General features: G+C 64.1%; 15 protein-coding genes and 2 pseudogenes. 6 read left to right on the forward strand and 11 right to left on the reverse strand.

What is annotated here, in order from left to right; all coding sequences use genetic code 11:
• Nucleotides 1–19: 19 nt before the first annotated feature.
• The 4 genes from FQK05_RS17910 to FQK05_RS17925 form a co-directional block, all read right to left on the reverse strand.
• Nucleotides 20–1,630: a benzoate-CoA ligase family protein gene (locus FQK05_RS17910; protein WP_158969391.1), complete on the reverse strand. Its 1,611-nt coding sequence runs from the start codon at nt 1,628–1,630 to the stop codon at nt 20–22.
• A gap of 80 nt (nt 1,631–1,710) precedes the next feature.
• The gene (gene cehH, locus FQK05_RS17915) at nt 1,711–2,853 is read right to left on the reverse strand and encodes a salicylyl-CoA hydroxylase (protein WP_158969393.1); all 1,143 of its coding nucleotides are present in this window, start codon (nt 2,851–2,853) and stop codon (nt 1,711–1,713) included.
• Between the two features lie 649 nt (nt 2,854–3,502).
• Complete coding sequence (locus FQK05_RS17920) at nt 3,503–4,267, reverse strand: enoyl-CoA hydratase-related protein (protein WP_158969395.1); 765 nt, start codon at nt 4,265–4,267, stop codon at nt 3,503–3,505.
• A 215-nt stretch (nt 4,268–4,482) separates the two neighbouring features.
• Complete coding sequence (locus tag FQK05_RS17925; RefSeq protein WP_158969397.1) at nt 4,483–6,591, reverse strand: 3-hydroxyacyl-CoA dehydrogenase NAD-binding domain-containing protein; 2,109 nt, start codon at nt 6,589–6,591, stop codon at nt 4,483–4,485.
• A gap of 250 nt (nt 6,592–6,841) precedes the next feature.
• Here FQK05_RS17925 and FQK05_RS17930 point away from each other — a divergent pair, with 250 nt between their 5' ends.
• On the forward strand, nt 6,842–7,627 hold the full coding sequence (locus FQK05_RS17930; protein WP_158969399.1) for an IclR family transcriptional regulator: 786 nt from the start codon (nt 6,842–6,844) through the stop codon (nt 7,625–7,627).
• Between the two features lie 34 nt (nt 7,628–7,661).
• On the opposite strand, the gene FQK05_RS17935 is transcribed toward FQK05_RS17930, so the two are convergent.
• Both FQK05_RS17935 and FQK05_RS17940 read right to left on the reverse strand, forming a co-directional pair.
• On the reverse strand, nt 7,662–8,897 hold the full coding sequence (locus tag FQK05_RS17935; protein ID WP_158969401.1) for an Hsp70 family protein: 1,236 nt from the start codon (nt 8,895–8,897) through the stop codon (nt 7,662–7,664).
• A 381-nt stretch (nt 8,898–9,278) separates the two neighbouring features.
• Nucleotides 9,279–9,395: pseudogene (locus tag FQK05_RS17940) on the reverse strand (IS5/IS1182 family transposase); the annotation flags it as partial.
• Between FQK05_RS17940 and FQK05_RS26180 the strand changes: the two are divergent.
• Nucleotides 9,393–9,668, forward strand: a pseudogene (locus FQK05_RS26180) (IS5/IS1182 family transposase); the annotation flags it as partial. The pseudogenes FQK05_RS17940 and FQK05_RS26180 sit on opposite strands and share 3 nt — an antisense overlap.
• 244 nt (nt 9,669–9,912) lie before the next feature.
• Here the strand turns inward: FQK05_RS26180 and FQK05_RS17945 are convergent.
• Entirely contained in the window at nt 9,913–10,830 is a 918-nt protein-coding gene (locus FQK05_RS17945) for a LysR substrate-binding domain-containing protein (protein ID WP_158969403.1), read from the reverse strand.
• Nucleotides 10,831–11,101: 271 nt separating this feature from the next.
• Here FQK05_RS17945 and FQK05_RS17950 point away from each other — a divergent pair, with 271 nt between their 5' ends.
• Together FQK05_RS17950 and FQK05_RS17955 are read left to right on the forward strand one after the other, a co-directional pair.
• Complete coding sequence (locus FQK05_RS17950; protein WP_158969405.1) at nt 11,102–11,602, forward strand: NAD(P)-binding protein; 501 nt, start codon at nt 11,102–11,104, stop codon at nt 11,600–11,602.
• Between the two features lie 3 nt (nt 11,603–11,605).
• Complete coding sequence (locus FQK05_RS17955) at nt 11,606–12,544, forward strand: BKACE family enzyme (RefSeq protein WP_158969407.1); 939 nt, start codon at nt 11,606–11,608, stop codon at nt 12,542–12,544.
• A 310-nt stretch (nt 12,545–12,854) separates the two neighbouring features.
• Here the strand turns inward: FQK05_RS17955 and FQK05_RS26555 are convergent, their stop codons facing one another.
• The 3 genes from FQK05_RS26555 to FQK05_RS17970 all read right to left on the reverse strand — a co-directional run bounded on the left by FQK05_RS26555 (nt 12,855) and on the right by FQK05_RS17970 (nt 14,947).
• Complete coding sequence (locus tag FQK05_RS26555; RefSeq protein ID WP_158969409.1) at nt 12,855–13,250, reverse strand: DDE-type integrase/transposase/recombinase; 396 nt, start codon at nt 13,248–13,250, stop codon at nt 12,855–12,857.
• A gap of 222 nt (nt 13,251–13,472) precedes the next feature.
• Complete coding sequence (locus FQK05_RS17965) at nt 13,473–14,381, reverse strand: LysR family transcriptional regulator (RefSeq protein ID WP_158969411.1); 909 nt, start codon at nt 14,379–14,381, stop codon at nt 13,473–13,475.
• 242 nt (nt 14,382–14,623) lie between these two features.
• On the reverse strand, nt 14,624–14,947 hold the full coding sequence (locus FQK05_RS17970; protein ID WP_158969413.1) for a type 2 periplasmic-binding domain-containing protein: 324 nt from the start codon (nt 14,945–14,947) through the stop codon (nt 14,624–14,626).
• Nucleotides 14,948–15,077: 130 nt separating this feature from the next.
• Between FQK05_RS17970 and FQK05_RS17975 the strand changes: the two genes are divergently transcribed.
• Together FQK05_RS17975 and FQK05_RS17980 are read left to right on the forward strand one after the other, a co-directional pair.
• A complete protein-coding gene (locus FQK05_RS17975) occupies nt 15,078–16,157 on the forward strand; it encodes a GlxA family transcriptional regulator (RefSeq protein WP_158969415.1) in 1,080 nt (359 codons plus the stop codon).
• Nucleotides 16,158–16,810: 653 nt separating this feature from the next.
• Complete coding sequence (locus tag FQK05_RS17980; protein ID WP_158969417.1) at nt 16,811–17,275, forward strand: hypothetical protein; 465 nt, start codon at nt 16,811–16,813, stop codon at nt 17,273–17,275.
• Here FQK05_RS17980 and FQK05_RS17985 read toward each other — a convergent pair.
• Nucleotides 17,272–17,697 (reverse strand): hypothetical protein, encoded by a 426-nt coding sequence (locus tag FQK05_RS17985; RefSeq protein WP_158969419.1) that lies wholly within the window; start codon nt 17,695–17,697, stop codon nt 17,272–17,274. The genes FQK05_RS17980 and FQK05_RS17985 overlap by 4 nt on opposite strands.
• Nucleotides 17,698–17,744 lie beyond the last annotated feature (47 nt).

Consider the following 17,744-nt stretch of genomic DNA (forward strand, 5'->3'; position numbering starts at 1 on the left):
GGCCGCGCGCCCCTGACCCTTACACGGTGGTCCGGACCAGCGACTGCCGATCGATCTTGCCGGTGCCGGTCTTCGGCAGCTCGGCGACATAGATGAAGGTCCGCGGCGACTTGAACGGCGTCAGCTTCGCCTTGACGTAATCGCGCAGCTTCAGCGTCTGCACATCGTCCCCGGCCACGCCCGCCATCAGGCTCACCACCGCCCGCAGCGCCATCCGCTTGTCCGGCAACTGATGCGCCAGCACCGCGCATTCGTGAACGTCGGGATGTTCGTTCAGGCAGCGTTCGACCTCCAGCGGCCAGACCCACTGGCCCGAGACCTTGATCAGGTCGTCCGCCCGCCCCTGGAAGTAATAGTATCCGTCCTTCTCGACGAAACGATCGCCGGTATAGATCCAGTCGTCGCGCATCGTCTCGGCAGTCTTGTCGGGGCGGTTCCAGTAGCTGGGGGCCGAAGAATGGCCGCGCACCAGCATCACGCCTTCCTCGCCCGGGCCCGCGGGCGCCCCTTCCGGCGTTTCCAGCCGGATCTCGTATCCCGGCACCCGGGCGCCCGCCGCGCCGGGGCGGTGATCGTCCAGCCGGTTCGACAGGTAGACATGCAGAAGCTCGGTCGAGCCCAGGCCTTCGGTCGGCCCGTGGCCGGCAAGGTCTTTCCACGAGGCATAGACGTCTTCCGACAGGATTTCGGCCGCGGACATCGACTGGCGCAGGGACGAGAGGTCGAATGTGCCCTGCTTCGCCCGCCGGACCAGCGCGGTGTAAAGCGTGGGCAACCCGTACAGCACCGTCGGCCGCCAGGTCTGGATCGCACCCAGCACGACGTCGGGCACCGGTTGCCCCGGCATCAGCAACGCAGTGGCCCCGACCGAGGCCGGGAAGACGATGGAATTGCCGAAACCGTAGGCGAAATAGGCCTTGGGCACGGAATAGCAGATATCGTCGGCGCGCAGCTTCAGCACGTGGTTGCCAAAGCTTTGCTGGATATAGGCCACGTCGTGGTGCAGGTGGACGATCCCCTTGGGCCGCCCGGTGGAGCCCGAGGAATACATCCAGAAGGCCATGTCGTCGGGGCCGGTATCCGCGCAATCCAACGTGCCCGGCTGCCCGTCCAGGAAATCGGCCGCGGCAATGGCACCCTCGGCCGCGCCGTTGGCGACGATCACCTGCTCCAGCGCGGTGCCGGTCGTGGTCTCGGCCCCGAACAGTTCCATCAGGTCGGCGTCGGTCACCGCCAGCCGCGCGGCGCTGTCGGCCAGGAAATAGTTCAGGACATCCGGTCGGGTCTGGATGTTCAGCAGCACCGGCACGAACCCGGCCCGCACCGCCCCCCAGAAGGCCGCGGGAAAGGTTGGCGTGTCGTCCAGGAAGAAGGCGATCCGTTCGCCCCGGGCCAGCCCGAAGGCTGTGAAGGCATTGCCCCAGCGGGCCGCCTCGGCGATCAGTTCTGCATAGGTCAGCTGGCCCAGCGGGCCGGTCACGGCGACCTTGTCGGGATTGCGGGCCAGATTCTGCCACAGGACCTGCGAACAGTTGGGATGGTCGGCCTTGACGAAGCCGATCTCGTCGGCGCCGGGTGTGGTCGAGCCGACCGGATCTGCCAGGGCGCCGCTGGCCGTCTGGATCGTCATGTGAGTTTCGTCTCCTCCCAAAGATCTGCGTCGGCGGACCTCCTCCGGTCCGCCTGCCCCGCCGGGTCTGCCGGGCCTTGTCAGCCCTGAGCGGTGCTCTGCGCCTCGTAATCGGCCGCGAATTTCGGCGCGATGGCGCGCAGCCGGTCCGGGGTCATCCGGCCTGACCGCATCAGGTAGTCATGGGCGAAATCCATCGGCGCCAGCCGCATCTTTTCGCCAAAGTTTTCGTACCACGTGGCCGATGTATTGGCCGCGTCCACGATCTTGCGCGCAATCGGCGGGCGGGCCGCGTCATAGGCCGCCAGCGCTTCGTCCACGTCGTCATACTGAAGCAGCGCATTGATCAGCGCGATCGCGTCCTCCAACGCCAGTCGCGTGCCCGACCCGATGGAGAAATGCGCGGTGTGGACCGCATCGCCCAGCAGCGCATAACGCCCGGCCACCCAGCTGTCGCACCAGAGCCGCGGGAACTGCCGCCACATCGACTTGTTCGTGACCAGTTCTGTGCCCTTCAGCACCTCGCCGAACAGCTGGCTGCACAGTTTCGCGCTTTCCAGCTCGTCCATCTGCCCGAAGCCCCAGGCCTTGTAGGTGGCGTCGTCGCATTCGACGATGAAGGTGCTGAGGTTCGGCGCGAAGCGGTAGTGGTGCGCGTTCATCGGACCGTTTTCGGTCCGGATAAAGGTCTGGGTCAGCGTGTCGAAGGGGATGGTCGCGCCGAACCAGGCGAAGTGATTGTCGAAATATTCCAGCGTTGGCCGGAACCGGTCTTCGTAGGTCGCCCGCATCAGCGAATTCAGGCCGTCCGCGCCGATCACCAGGTCGGCCTGCAGGTCGTCCATGGACCGGACGACGGTGTCGAACCGGATCTCGACCCCCAGGGCCTGGGCGCGTTCGCGCAGAATCTCGATCAGTTCCAGGCGGCCGATGGCGGTAAAGCCCACACCGTCCAGGGTCACCTGTCCTTCGGGATGGTTCAGGGTCATGTCCTGCCAGCGTTCCATGTGCGGCACGATCAGGTCATGAGTTTCCGGATCGTCGGCCTTCAGGAAATCCAGCGCTCGGTCGGAAAAGACCACGCCGAAGCCAAAGGTTGCACCTTCGGGGTTCTGTTCCGTCACCCGCACCTTCACGTGCGGCAGCAACCGGCGGACGAGGATCGCGGTGTAAAGCCCCCCCGGGCCTCCGCCCAGAATCTCGATGGTGTTCAGCTTCGTCATGGCTCCCCCCAAGGCTTGCTGCAGGATCGTTTCCTACGCAATTCCGCCCCATCGTGCAATCGTTTTTATAATGGACAAATCTCGTACAGCCGTTGCACCTTTGGACAGGGGCGCAAACCCCGCCGCCGTTCCAAGGGGAAGTGCCCGCGCCGCTTGCCAAACAGGGCCTTCGCGGACGGAATAGGGCCACCACCTGCGACAGCCGGCCTTGTATCCGGGGCTGTCCGGATCGCTTCGAGCCAGTAGTGCATCGCGAAACGGTCCATCGATGGCAGCGCTCGGACGCACAGGCGGCCCAAGTGGGGGCCAAGGCCATCCCGATCTCGGACCTGGCCTGGGACCTTGCACGCCGGCACGGCGTCTGACCCGAACCGGGAATTCCCATTTCCAAGCTCTTCCCTGTCTACGGCCAGACGCCGTGATCACCGGATCCTCGGGCGGGACCAGCCACGGCATCAGGACGATCATGACACTGACAGGTGCGACGCCTGAAGGCCCGCGATCAGCGGGACCGGGGGGCGCCAATCCGCTAACCCATGGACGGCCGGCTTGTCGGGCGCCGGGGCCCTGAAGGCACTTTTGGCTCTTGCAGGTGTCACCTTAGGCCGCGCCGGCACCCGGAACCGCCGTTTGATCCGTCAGTAACGGCCTAACGGCCTTTCCAGACCGCCGCGCGTTTCTCGACGAAGGCGCGGGATCCTTCGGTGGCGTCCTCGGATGCCTCGATCTCGGGCCAGAGACGGTCGTTCATCGCCCATTCCGCCACCTCGTCCCCATCGTTGGCCATTTTCGACAGCGAAAGCGAATGACGTAGCGACAGGGGAGCATTGGCGGCAATGGTGCCGGCCAGTTTCAGGGCCTCGTCTATAAGCGCATCGGCAGGGACCACAGCATTGATCATGCCATGAGCCAGCGCGGTCGCGCAGGCGATAGGATCGCCGGTCAGCAGGATCTGGTTGGCCAGCACATGGGGCAGCCGCCGGGTCAGGCGGAAGGCACCGCCGGCGCCGGCGACCAGACCGCGCTTGGCCTCCGGCAGACCGAACAAGGTTCCTTCGGCAGCAATCACCATGTCACAGGCCAGCATGATCTCCAGCCCGCCCGCCAGGGCCGCGCCATGAACGGCCGCGATCACGGGCTTGGTCCGTTCCGCGGCAACAAATCCGCCGAAACGGCCCTGCCCCCGCAGGATCTCCTCTGCCTCGCCGGAGGCGAAGGCGGCCAGGTCCATGCCCGCGCAGAAGACCTTGCCCCGCCCCGACAGGATGCCGACCCGCAGCTCGGGATCGGCCTCGAATTCCGCCAGAACGGCCCGCATCTCGCGGGTCATCGCCCCGTCCATGGCATTACGCCGGTCGGGACGGTCCAGCGTGATCAGGGCAATGTTGCCCCGCTTCTCCAACACTACGGGCATGTCCGGTACTCCCTTCCCGTTGACCTCGAAAAGCCCTGCTGCCGCTGATGAGCATGGTCACGTCAGGCACCGCCCTTGATCTTCACGTGACTGCGGCACCGACACGCCACGGGGATGCCCGGCAGGGAAACCGTCCCTGCCGAAGACGGGACCGCTAGGGCGATGGCGGCATCGCTCATGCCGGATCGCTCATGCCGGATCCTGGTGTCCCTGCATCATTCCCGGCGCCAGTCAGTCAGGCTTGCCCTCGCCTCTGCCAGTTGCCGCAGCAGGGGCGAGACGGTCCAGTATCCATGCGGATCGCCATCCCGGGCGGCATAGTGGTCCATCCGGGCGACGATCCGGTCCAGCCCGATCTCGTCCGCCATGAACAGCGGCCCGCCACGCCACGCAGGAAAGCCATAACCGGCGGTCCAGACGACATCGATGTCCGACGGGCGATAGGCGATGCCTTCGTCCAGGATCATCGCCGCCTCGTTCACCATCGGGAACAGCAGCCGCTCCAGGATCTCCTGATCCGGGATCGCGTCGCGGCGGGTCACGCCGTGCTTGGCCGCCATCTCCTCGGCCAGGGCCGCGGTCTTTTCCGACGGCACCGGCTGGCGATTTTCATAGCGATAGTACCCCTCGCCCGTCTTCTGTCCGTGATCCCCGCGTTCATAAAGCGCGCGGCACATGGCGCGGTAGCCGGGGTCAGTCGGCCCTTCGCCGCCTGCGATCCATTCGACCACGGTGCGCGCACCCACGTCGACGCCGGCCATGTCCAGCATCCGGTTGGGTCCCATCGCCATGCCAAGATATTCGGTCGACTGCACCACCCCGTCGATCTGGCTTGGCGACGCGCCCTCCATCTGCAGCGCCTCGCTTTCGCGCATGTAGACCTCGGCCATGCGGTTGCCGATGAAGCCGTAGCAGACGCCGCTGACCACGGCCGTCTTGCCGATTTTCCGCGCCAGCCCCATCACGGTCTGCAATGTGTCCGGCGCCGTTTCCGCGCCGCGCACGACCTCCAGAAGGCGCATGATATGGGCCGGGCTGAAGAAATGGGTGCCGATCACGTCCCCCGGCCGCGCTGTCGCCGCCGCGATCCGGTCGACGTCCAGGGTCGAGGTATTGGTGGCGATGATCGCCCCCGGCCTGCAGATCGCGCCCAGTTGTGCCGCGATGTCCAGCTTCAGGGCCATGTCCTCGAACACGGCTTCGATCACCATGTCGCAATCGCCCACGGCGGACAGGTCCAGCCCCAGAGTCAGCCGGTCCAGCGTCTTCGCCGCCTGCGCCTCGGTCATCCGGCCGCGCTTCACGGCCGAGGCCAGATTGCCCTGGATGATCGACAGGCCCCGGTCGAGGCCTGCCTGCGTCGCATCCGTGACGGTCACGGCAAAGCCCGCGTTCAGAAAGGCCGTGGCGATGCCTGCCCCCATGGTCCCCGCGCCGATCACGCCCACGCGGGACACGTCCCGCGATGCCGTCTCGCGCCCCAGTCCGGGGATCTTCCGCGCCTCTCGTTCGGCAAAGAACAGGTGCCGCATGGCACGCGACTGGGGGCTGGCGACCAGTTTGGCAAAGCGGGCCTGTTCCAGTTCAACCCCGGCGTCATAGGGCATCGTCACGGCGGCAAGCATGGTGTCGTGGATCGCCCGCGGTGTGGCCAGCCATGGCGCCGCATCGGCCGCGGCTTTCAGTCCAGCCAGGACATCGCCGGCCTGGTCGCGATCGGGAACGGGCAGGTCCTGCGTGCGTCGTGGGGGACTGCCCGCCAGCTTCCGCGCCAGCGTTCTTGCGCCCTGCCCCGGATCGTCTGCCAGCGCGTCAATGATCCCGGCCTCCAGCGCGGCCTCGGCCCCGATGGGCTTGCCGTCGGAAATCATCCGTGCGGCGGTCTTCAGCCCCGCCAGGCGCGGCAGGTTCTGCGTGCCAAGGGACCCCGGGATCAGGCCCAACGTCACCTCCGGCATGCCGAACCTGGTGCCGGGCGCCGCGACACGGCCGTGGCAGGCCATCGCCAGTTCCAGACCGCCCCCCAGCACCGTACCGAAGAGCGCCGCCACCGCCGGACGGTCCATATCAGACAGGCGCTGCAAGGTGGCATTGAAAGGGCCGGCCGTGAAATCCGGGCTACCGAATGCCGCGATGTCGCCGCCCGCCACGAAGGTCGACCCCGCACATTCCACCACCAGCGCCACTGCGTCCCCGTCGGCCTGGAACGCATCCAGCGCCGCGGCCAACTCCCGCGCCAGCGCAGGGCCGATGGCATTCACCGGCGGGTTATCGATCGTGATCACGCCGATATCGGCGTCGCGGCCGTAGCTTACGATTGTCATCTGCGCGCTTTTCCCCAACCTTGCATCTGCCCCGCCGAACGGCCGGGCATCTGGCGCCGCCCCCGCAGGCGCCGGCATCCATCCCAGATCGTCCGCCGATTTCGTCAGACCTTATGAGGCTCGGTTTGGGAATGTCAATTGCCGGCCCGGAAGGTTACCCAAAGAGCCGGGCCCCGGAATTCCATTCAGTTTCGCTTGGTTGCCCGGCCGACAGGCAGTAAGGATCGGTGGATTTCAGTACGAGGGCCCTATGACCAAGGACACAAGCACGCGTCGCGGCATCCAGTCGGTCGAAATCGGCATGCGTGTGCTGAAATCCGTCGCTCGGATGTCCGGGCCGTCGACCCTGACCGGCATCGCGCAGGCTGCGGGCCTGTCGTCCAGCCAGACCCACCGTTATCTGTCCAGCCTGATCGTCAGCGGCATGGTCGCCCAGGACCCGCATTCGGGGCTTTACGACCTTGCATCGGGCGCGATCCATCTGGGGCTGGCGGCGCTGGGGCGGATCGATGCCTTCGCCACCGCCGAACAGCACATGAAGTCTCTGGTGCTGCAGACCGGGCGGACCGGACTGGTCACCGTCTGGGGCGACGCCGGCGCCACCGTCATCCGCCTGATCCCTGGCGTGCCCCGGGTCGTGACCAACCTGGCAGTGGGAACCACCCTGCCCCTGCTCACCTCTGCCAACGGAATGATCCACTTCGCTTTCGGCGACCCGGCCGAGATGGACGCCCAGGCCGCCGTCATCGCGGCCGGGGATCCGGACATGGCGCCGAAAGACCCGCAGGCGCTGCGTAACGCGATCCTGTCGGAAGGCTTTGCCGCGGTATCGGGCGATTTCATCCCCGGCCTGCGAGCCGTGGCCGCCCCCGTGCTGGACGCACAGGGCGACCTTGTCCTGACCGCGTCGCTGATCGCCAGCCGCGCGTTTCGCAAGACTGGCGACAGCGAGGCCACCCGCAACCTGATCGAAACCGCATCCACAATCTCCGAGGCGATCGGCTATCGCGCGGGCCCGGCCGCGACCCCGACTTAGGGTCCGAACAGCCGTTTCCCGTTGTCGGTCCCTGTCAGGCAGCGGTGGCCAGGGCGAGCCCGTCGACCACCGCGGTAAAGGCTTCGGTCCGGGCCACGACGGCATCGGGGCAGACCACCCGCATCTCGCGCTCGATCAACTGCATCAGGCTGGAACCGCCGACAAGGACGATGGTGTCGATCCGCGTGACGCCGGCCATCTGCAGCGTCTCGGCCGCGGCCTTGCGCAGGGCTTCACCGAAACCGGTCAGGCAGTCGTCCAGCGAAGCGGGCGTGACCGGGGCCGTCAGCCCTTTCTCGATCAGGCCCATGGCGATCCTTGCGTCGTTCTCGGCTCCGTTCGCCGCGATCTTTCCGCGTTCGACGGCAAAGGCCAGGTCGTGGCCCAGCTCCTCCTCCAGCACGGTTGACAGACGGCGCAGGACACGCGGCTTTTCCGCCAGCTTCACCATCCGTGCGACGTCCCGGCGGATTTCGGCGGTGTAAAGGAACGGGATCTTGGCCCAGGTGGCCAGATCGGCATAGATCGCATTGGGCATGGGCAGCAGGCCTTCGCCCATCTCGCGCTTCAGGGCACCGCCCTGCCCCAGAAGCGGCATCGCGTGGGCCATCGACACAGCATGATCGAAATCGGTGCCACCCAGCCGGATCCCGTGGCTGGCCAGGATGCGGACCTCGCCGTCCTCTGCCCGGAATACCGAGAAGTCCGATGTCCCCCCGCCGATGTCGACGATCAGCCCCGTCCCGCCGGCGGCATTGGCGCCGTGGCTGGCCAGCGCCGCAGCCTCGGGTTCGAACAGGAAGTCGACCTGCGCAAAACCCGCCGCGTCATAGCAGGCGCGCAGGTCCGCCTCGGCCCGGGCATCGCGGTCGGGGTCGGCGGTATGAAAGTGGACGGGCCGGCCCGACAGCGCGCGGGTGAAGGTGCGCCCCGTTTCCCGTTCCGCCCGGCCTTTCAGTTCGACGAGAAAGGCCGTGACCACATCCGTCAGCGTCCGCCGCTTGCCAGAGATCAGGCGTTCCTCGTGGAACAGCGAAGTGCCCAGCACACTTTTCAGCGCGCGCATGTAACGCCCCTCCTCCCCCGCGACCAGCGCCCGGGCGGCGGCGGCACCGATCTGCATGGCGCCACCCCCTGCGGGGAAGAACACGGCGGTGGGCAGCGTTTCGGCCCCGGCCTCGATCGGCAGGCGGCGGGGACGGCCATTGTCCAGGACGGCAGCGGCGGAATTCGACGTGCCGAAATCGATGGCAAGCGTGTCGGTCGACATGGGCAAGACCGTCTCAGGGCTGGGAATCGGGAAGGGGCACCGGGTAGCCAATCCCGCGGACGGCTGCAAGGCGGGAGACGGCGGGTTTTTTTGGGGGCCCGCCCCCGGTCCGCACGGGGTGCGACCTTCCCCCCCTGAGGTACTTCAAAATCAATTCGGCGGGCCGTCCCGCCTATACGGCGCCGTTGCAAGGCCGCTGGGATACCCGGACCCACCCTGCGGCGGGCGTCACATTTGGTCCCTATATCCAGCGCGGCGATAGGTGTGACCTGGCGCATCGCCTGCCGGACATGGCGGCCCTTGTTGGAAGTGTCGTTCGGATCGGGCTCTGTTGTACAAATCAGCCGTTGGCCGGAGTTCCCCTTTCCCCGGACAGGCTGATCCCACGGCTTCCGTGATAGGGATGCCAAGCGCGGTGTAGCCCTTCAGGACGGTGATGCGGACCTGGAGTTCGGGGACCTGACGGTCGAAGTCCCGAGCCATAAGCCGCTGGCCCAACGGAGCGGCCGTGCGTGGAAACCCGGTTTCCCCGCCGCGATCTTGCGCAATGAGAGCCTGCGAGCGACCAGATTTCTGGTCCGGGCTCTCTGGAAAAAATGGACAGGCTGTCATGCCCGAAGCCGTATCGAGACGCAAATGGACTGCCTCAAGCTCTCCGGCGAACGGATCATGTCACGCGATCACGGCCGCCAAACCGCCGAAATCCAGATCCGCATCGCTATCATGAATCGCTGCTCGGCCCTCGGAAGAGCCGACACCGAAGTCGTCGCCTGGCCTTCGTCGGTTTGCGGTCATGGACGGCCTGCTCGAAGGCATCCAGGACGAACCCACTCTGCGCCGACGCGTTGACGCGCCAGCCAGCGATCTTGCGCGCATAGGCCAACCCGAACCAGTACAAGGAGATGAAGGCCTCCCATGGGTCAAGAGCGTGCCCCTGACCTTTGCATCCTGAGGGGCGCATCCAGTCCGTCAGGGGCGGCGCTCGAGTCCTTTTCCACAGGCAACCAGGCCTCCGTCAGGGGAGCCGGCGGGAAAACTGAAGACCGGCACGGCGGAACATGTCAGACAGGAACTCGGCCAACGGGGTCAGCGGCAGATCGGCCCGGCGCACGATACAGATCGGCGGGGTTTGCAGAACCGCATTCGGCAGGAGAATTTGGAGAAGATCGGTGTCGAGAGGAGTCCTGATGATCGCCGGAGGAAGATAGGCCAACAGGTCGGTGCTGGCGACGGCAACGAGGGCGGCGATCGAAGAGCCTGTTTCCATGACGACCTTGGGGGGCGGCAAGTTCTGTTGTTTGAAAATAAGATCGTAGTCCGCTTCACTCGCCTGGTTCAAAGGGGCAGCCTTGACCCATTCCGCATCGACGAGATCCTTAAGATCACTGGCACCGGAAAGGGGATGCCCTTTGCGGGCAATGACAGCGCGGAAGTTGCGGTGAAGGCATTCGCACTTGAAACTCGGCTGGATCGTCGTCTCGTTGAAAGGCCCGACAAAGAAATCGATCTGTCCACGCAGCAGCAGCTGCTCGACCGACTCGAACAGGGACTCCGTGACCTGTACCTGGGCCCGAGGATACTGTTTTCTGAAGGCGCTCAATGCACCAGGCATTAAGTTGAACATGGTCGCCGGTGACATCGCGATCGAAACTAGGCCGGTCAGGTCACCGTTGATTTGCCGTACCTCTTCTTCGGCCTTGCGCAGTTCGGACAGAACAGTCTGAGCACGCAGAACAAAGGCCCGGCCCGCCGAGGTCAGCCGTATCCCCTGTTGATGCCGTTCGAAGAGCGGGGCGCCAAGACTCCGCTCGATTTCATTCATGCTGCGACTGATCGCGGGTTGTCCGATTCCGAGTTTGCGTGCGGCGGCGCGCAGGCTTCCCTCTTCGGCCGCGGCAACCACATAACGCAATTGGGCAAGCTTAAGTGACATCTTTCCCCTCCTTCTACTCTCCACCTGCAGCCAGATCTGCGGCCGAAACGAGAACTCGCGAACCTTCGGCTCAAATCGCCTTTCCTGTGGAAGAGTGAGATGGCGATCCTCCCGAGTAGCATACTTGTTGGTCATAGGGCTGCATAGTCATGATGCTTGCAGGGCATCATGATCACCGGTCTGCCATCTGCCCTCCGACCGGCGCCTGATCTCTTCTCAGATCGGGGCTTCATGCCGCGGAAGATGTCCACGGCTGAACTTGGAGGAAGAGATGGCTGGCACTCCGGCTGATTGCGACGGGTTGATCTTAGGCGCAGGACCGGCCGGTCTCGCGCATGCAGCACAAATGGCGCTGCGCGGTCACAGCTTTGCAATTGTCGAAAAAAGCGAGCCTGTGGGCCATCAGGCCCCTGCCAAGACGATCAACGTGTGGTCGATTGCGCCTATCCCCCGATGGGGATCAGCGATACCCGCTCGCGAACGAGCGACCTTTCCTCCGGCCTTCTTCAAGCGCATCCGGTTTCGGCTTCACCCATATAAGGCATGGGGCGGAAGATACGACGCTGGAAAGTGCTCTCACCACGGCCTGCCGATGGGGCTTGCCCAGATTTCACGAAAAGAAATCGCCGGCCTTGACGGCGCCGATGTCCCGCCGATCCGGCCGGATCGGCAACTCGTTTGGCGTGGGAACAGGATCACCACCCCAACAGCCCTGGTCGACATCATGCGCCAAGCGACGGCGTCAAACAGTTCCGTTGAACAAAGAGGATAAGAAGTGGCAGCCAAATCTGAGAAAGTCATAATCACCTGCGCCGTGACCGGTGGCATTCATACCCCGACCATGTCGGAGCATCTGCCCGTCACTCCAGAAGAGATCGCCACGCAGTCGATAGAGGCCGTCGAAGCCGGTGCTTCGATCATACACCTGCACGCCCGCAATCCCGAGGATGGGCGACCCACGGGCGATCCTTCCGTGTTCATGAAGTTTCTGCCGCGTATCAAACAGTCTACCGATGCCATCCTCAACATCACCACAGGGGGCGCACCGAACATGAGTGTCGAGGAGAGGCTTGCGGCGGCTCTCGCGACCAAGCCAGAAATGTGCTCGCTCAACATGGGCTCGATCAATTTTGGCCTTTTTCCGCTGGCCTCGCGCTATTCCGAATGGAAACATCCCTGGGAGAAACCAGCCCTCGAGTCGACGGACGACGTCGTATTCCGAAACACTTTCAAGGACATGAAATACATCCTTCAAACATTGGGGGAAGAGCACGGCACCCGCTTTGAACATGAATGCTATGATCTTGGCCATCTCTACAACGTCGCGCACTTTCTTGATCGCGGCCTGATTCAGCCGCCGTTCTTTGTTCAGATGGTTTTCGGCATCCTGGGCGGCGTCGGAGCGGATCTGGACAATCTGATGTTCATGAAGCGAACGGCAGACCGGTTGTTCGGCGACGATTATCGCTGGTCCGTGCTGGCGGCAGGTCGCTTTCAGATGCCCTTCGCAACGCAGGCCGCGATGATGGGCGGATCGGTGCGCGTCGGGCTCGAGGATTCCCTGTCCATCAGCCGAGGGAAACTGGCCAGATCCAACGCAGAGCAGGTTTCGAAAGTCAGGAGAATCCTGACTGAACTGGGCCACGAGATCGCCACCCCCGCCGATGCCCGCCGGATGCTGGCTCTGAAAGGAGTCGACAACGTCGGCTTTTGATCCTGGCGTTGACCTTGCAACGTACAAATGTCCGACTGTAAGGGCGACTTCATACGTTGTGCGGCAGGACTTCCTGGGATTGACCTTCCTTGAAGCCGGAGGCGGATGAAATTGGGCGCCGTCGTCTTGTTCTGTGCGCTTCGCTCTCCGGGCTAGAACCGAGGTGCACCTGGTTTCCGAGACCCCTGCGTGGTTCGGTTTCTGCTGCCGGATCTCGAAGTCAACGGGCGACAGCATGCCGTTGTTCGTGTGCTTGCGCTTCGGGTTGTGGAACAGCCCGATGTATTCGAACACGTTTCGACGCGGGTCTTCACGGGTCGGATATGTCCGCTGTCCGATCCGGTCCCGCTTCGACAAATGGAGAGTTTTGTGCGACACCATAGTCAGGGCAGTTGCCGCGCCGGCTCATGCCGGGTTCGGGGTCGTGCTGGCGCAGGACTATCCGCCAGTCCTGGCTTGTGAACTGGGGGTCCTGGTGCGAATGCACGGCGGCCCGGCCCAAAGGCTTTCGTGGCCAGATCGCCATGGGAAGAGCCTGGAGCGCCGGGTCCGGCGTCATGCGGGATAGTGCGGACCGACCGACGACACGACAGGAAAACAGGCCGATGATAGCACACGGATCCAGCCATCCTTCGTGCGTTCTCAGGCAGGTGATGTCGGTCCCCCATTCCCGCCTGACCTCAGCGCTGCAATTGCTTGTCCCCATTTCGGCCTCCTCGCCTCAGAGTCAGGCAGCAAAGCGTCTGCAAATCCAGGGGCACCTCGGCGTGGTTCCGTGAGCAGCCCAGTTCTGCGGAGAGATTGACCCCGACCCGCGATCAACATACCGGCCAGCGGTCGCACAGGTAGGTCTGACAGAAGACCGCACTCCATCTCCAAGCCGGGAAGTTGGACGGAATTGCACAATGGGCGGCAACCACGGAAGTCGCTAGAAAAGAAGATTGATGTTTCCGGCCGGTGCCCGCGCCTTGAGGAATTCCATCGATGCAGCGCTGATGGTCTCGACCTGAGCCTTTTGCGGACCATCCAGATAGGACATCGTGAAGCGCAGCTCAGGCAGCGCCATCGTGATGTCGAGCACCACCAGATCGCCGCGCGCCAGTTCGTCCTCGACCGCGGCCAGCGGCACGTGGCCGATGCCCAGCCCTTTGCGCGTCAGCAGGATAACGCTGTTCAGCGCACTGATCGGATTGAGCTTCGCCGAAACGTTGTGCTGTTTCATCAGCCGTCTGAGGCTCTCGTAGGGACGGGTGACCTTCTCGGATGTCAGCAGGTTCATGCCGGCAAGATCCCCGGGCCCAAGGCGCCGTCCGTGCAGCGCAAGCGCCGGGGCTGCGACAAGGGCCATGGGACAGTCGCAAAAATCGATATTGGTGGCGTCGGCGTGCAGGATCGGCGCCAGCGTGAACGCCGCGTCTATCGTTTGGCTCAGCAGGTCTTCCTGCAGCAGTGGCGAGGCGCGCACGATCAATTCGATGCCAAGCCGAGGATGGCTGCGTTCTAACGTCATCAGGAAGTCGGCCAGCCAGATCGAAATCATCGGGTCGACGACGCCGATGCGGATCGTCCCGGACAGCTCCTCGTGACACTGGAGATCGTGCAGCGCGGCGCGTTGCAGCTCCAACATCCTTTCGGCATAGTCGAGAAAAGCCCGTCCCTGCGGGGTCAGTGCAACACGATAACCGCTGCGATTAAAAAGCTTGGTCTGAAGCCGGTCCTCCAGCGCCAAGATTCGGGCCGAGATCGTGGGTTGGCTTGCATTCAGCCGTTCGGCCGCCGCCTGATAGGTCCCGAGCTTGGCGACCATATAGAAGCTGTGTATCTGCGAGAACCTCATCGCCTTCTCCACCCCATGCCTGTCCCCGCCGGGGGGACGCCTTCGTTTTTATGCATCGGCTCACCGCACCCCCTGACGCCTCGGCCAGAACGGCCGCGGGCGGGGTTGTCCAGTTCGGAATAATTCTTGTGCATGCCCTGAAGCGACAGGATGGGTTGCGCCGTCATGACGGCCTCCGGGTTGCGGCGATCCGACTGACGCCAGATACGGCCCCATTCCGCATCTGCCCGCGTGTCATGGGATCACTGATCGCATTGTGGAAGCTGATATTCCGCCGTCCGGTCGACACCGGCGCGGAAATTTTTGCCCGAGGCGATGGGGCCCGACCATTCCATCAGGGCGGGGGCCAAAGTCAGGCTGATCCTCTCGGTGGCGATTTGCATGACCTTGCTGTCGTAGCCGATCAGCCTGCCGTCCTGCCAGTTGGAGCCGGGCATGTCGCCGGTGAATGCCACGGTCAGCGTGCGGTTCGCGACAAACTTGGACGCCGCAGCATCGTCCCCGACCGCGACCAAGGCAAGCCCCGGGGCGCGACAGGCGCAAGAGAGATTCTGGGGAAGCACCATGCGGAGAAGGGCCTAGCTGTCGTGTGGAAAAACCGCGTCTTGATTGTGTTAGCATCTGCAGAAAAAGCGTGGCACGTATTTCAGAATTCGGCCAATATCGGCAGAATTCGGACAAGACCGGTTTATCTTCATGCCACAGTCGCAAAAGCTGGAGCCAGGGTCGGGCGACAGCGACCATGTCGGACCGCTCGACCAGATCTGGGAGCGGCGCCTGAAGACGAAGCGCCCCGGCCGACCGTCGCTGTCGGTCGGGATTCTTGTCTGCCCGAGCTTTTCGCTGATGTCGCTGACCGGGATCGTCGAAAGCCTGCGCCATGCCGGTGATTTCGGCGATCAGTCCCGGCAGATCGACTGTCAGTGGGAAATCCTCGGGACCGCGAAATCGTCAGTCCGTTCGAGTTGCGGCATCGCGATCGCCACGACGCGGGACTATGTCAATCCGAACGACCTCGACTATCTCTTCGTTGTCGGCGGTCTACTGGAGCAGGCGGAATACCTTCCTGCCGCGCACCGGCGCTATCTGCAGGCCGCAAAGGCGGTGGACGTCACCATCGTTGGCGTCTGCACCGGCATCTTCCTGTTGGCCGAGGAGAGGCTGCTGGCGGGCAAGACGGTGTGCGTCCACCCCTATCACTTGCAGGACTTCGCACTGGCCTTTCCTGGCCACAAATGCACCACCCGCAATGATTACGTGGTTGACGGCAGGATCATCACGGTCCCCGGCGGCATATCTATCCTTAGCCTGATGGCGGCCATCATAAAAGCGCACCTTGGGCCGGATCGGGCCTCCAAGGCGGTGCACCAATTGTCGGTGACCGGGAAACGGTCGCTCAGCGAGTTCGAACGCACAGGTCTGATGCGTCAGGTCAGCGTCTCCGATCCGCGGATTCAGAAAGCCCTGGTTCTGATCGAGAACGATGTAAAGGGGCGGTTGTCGATCCCTGATCTCGCGGCCCAACTGGGGCTGAGCCCGCGCCATTTTTCGCGCCGCTTCGCCGAGCAGGTGGGACATTCGCCGAAGGCGTACATCCAGCAGACGCGGCTGCGCTACGCCATGTGGATGCTCAGCAATTCCAGCAACTCGATCACTTCGATTGCCTATGCGGCCGGATTTTCCAGCAGCTCGCATTTCTGCTCGGCCTTCCGCGAGCGGTTCGGCATTTCCCCGGGCTCTGTCCGCGCCCGGCATGACATCGGGGAAGAACAGTAATGTCGCTGGTTCAACAAGGAACGCGGATCACCGATCGATGGCGGGACAGTTAGGCGCGGTTCCGCGGCCGGCAATCGGTGCACGGAATGGCGAACGGCATTCGGCTCCAGACTTGGGTAATGGGTCTCTCTGAGTCACGAGATTCCGGCTACGCGACTTGACGCCTCCGACAGGCTGGTCCTGCCCGGTCGATCTGCCCGGCGTCTTGCGGCTCTTTCGGGAGCCCTTCCATTGCGCCGAAGAGGCCGAGTTGCTCTGGCGCTGATCTTCAGATGCCGTGGACGGTGCGGTTTCCGACGGGGGCGGTGTGCTTCTGGATGCGTGCGAGCAGGTCGGGGGCCGTGCGGAAGGGGGCTTGCCGGATGGCCCGTGGCTTCAGGCGCATGCCCATGACACAGTACAGGACCTGCGCAGGAAAGCAGATCTGGGGATGGGCACCAAGGGGTCAGCCAGCCGGTGATGAACGGGCCAATCTCGCTGTTTCTTTTGAGAACGTGGGACCTGAGCTCAATATTGACAAGGCTTTTGAAGCCAGCGGCCACCACGGCAGGGTGTAGATCAGCGGCATTTGTCAGCAGGGCGAGCGTGCCATCCAAGGACTCGGCCCAGGCAACGGCGTCTTCATCGACACCCTGGGTGTTCAGTCCCGGCATTTGACGGATCGGATCGAAGATGCGGGTCGACACGGCTGCGGCGACGGCGTGCGAGAGCTGGTTACAGGCGCCGTGGTCGGAGGCCCTGCACCTGCGGCCAGTCTGGCCGCCTTCCCGTCGGTCGAGGTTCGCCGCCATGTTTTCCGCCTTCTCCCCGCGTTCAAGGATGCGGTCGCGGCACCTTTCACGCTGCAATCCGGCACGGAGGGGATCGAGGGCGACGATCAGTCGTTGCGCGGCGAAGCCGGCCTCTGCCTTGGCCTCGCCATGGATGCGCACCGTGGTCGGGTCGTCGAAGACGAGGGCGAGGTGGACCAACGGCCGGACGGGGGGCAAGCGCCCCTCCTCGACAGCCCCGGTATGGTCCATGAACTTATCCGTGGCGCGGCGCAGATGCTGTTGGGTTGCGGTTTCCGGCCTGGGGAGATGGCGACCGTCTCCGGCCAGCTCAGGCGGTCCAGCTAGCTGACCCTGACACAGAGCCAGTTGAACACCATCGCCCGGATCAACGCATCGGCATCGATCTCCTGCCATTCGGATCGAAGCGCGCGGCTGACAACGAGGACCGCCATGACGCTCATCATGATAGGAAATTGCATCGGTTTTAGACCAATCATCAGAAAATTTTCCGATTTGCTTTGCATTCGGCCGCCACGCACCATGCCGTTACTCCACCACTGACCCGATTGCCGCATGACACCCAGAACTTTTTCGACGCGCCTGCTTGCAGAGGAGGCCGCTTGCCTTCCTGTGCCCGGATGGCGCCGCAGGTCCTGTTGCAGACAGAGCGCTGCATTCCCGACTTCGCGGGATATGCCGCCGAAGGCAGGGACAACGAAGTGTCCGCCGCCGTCCGAAGTGTGGCCGTCGCGTTCCGGCGAAAACAAGTGATGGAACAGCCGAGTCAGGCGACGTTCGTGCCGAAAGACAGGCG

The sequence above is a fragment of the Chachezhania sediminis genome, assembly GCF_009765275.1.
In the GTDB taxonomy this organism is placed as follows: Bacteria; Pseudomonadota; Alphaproteobacteria; order Rhodobacterales; family Rhodobacteraceae; genus Chachezhania; species Chachezhania sediminis.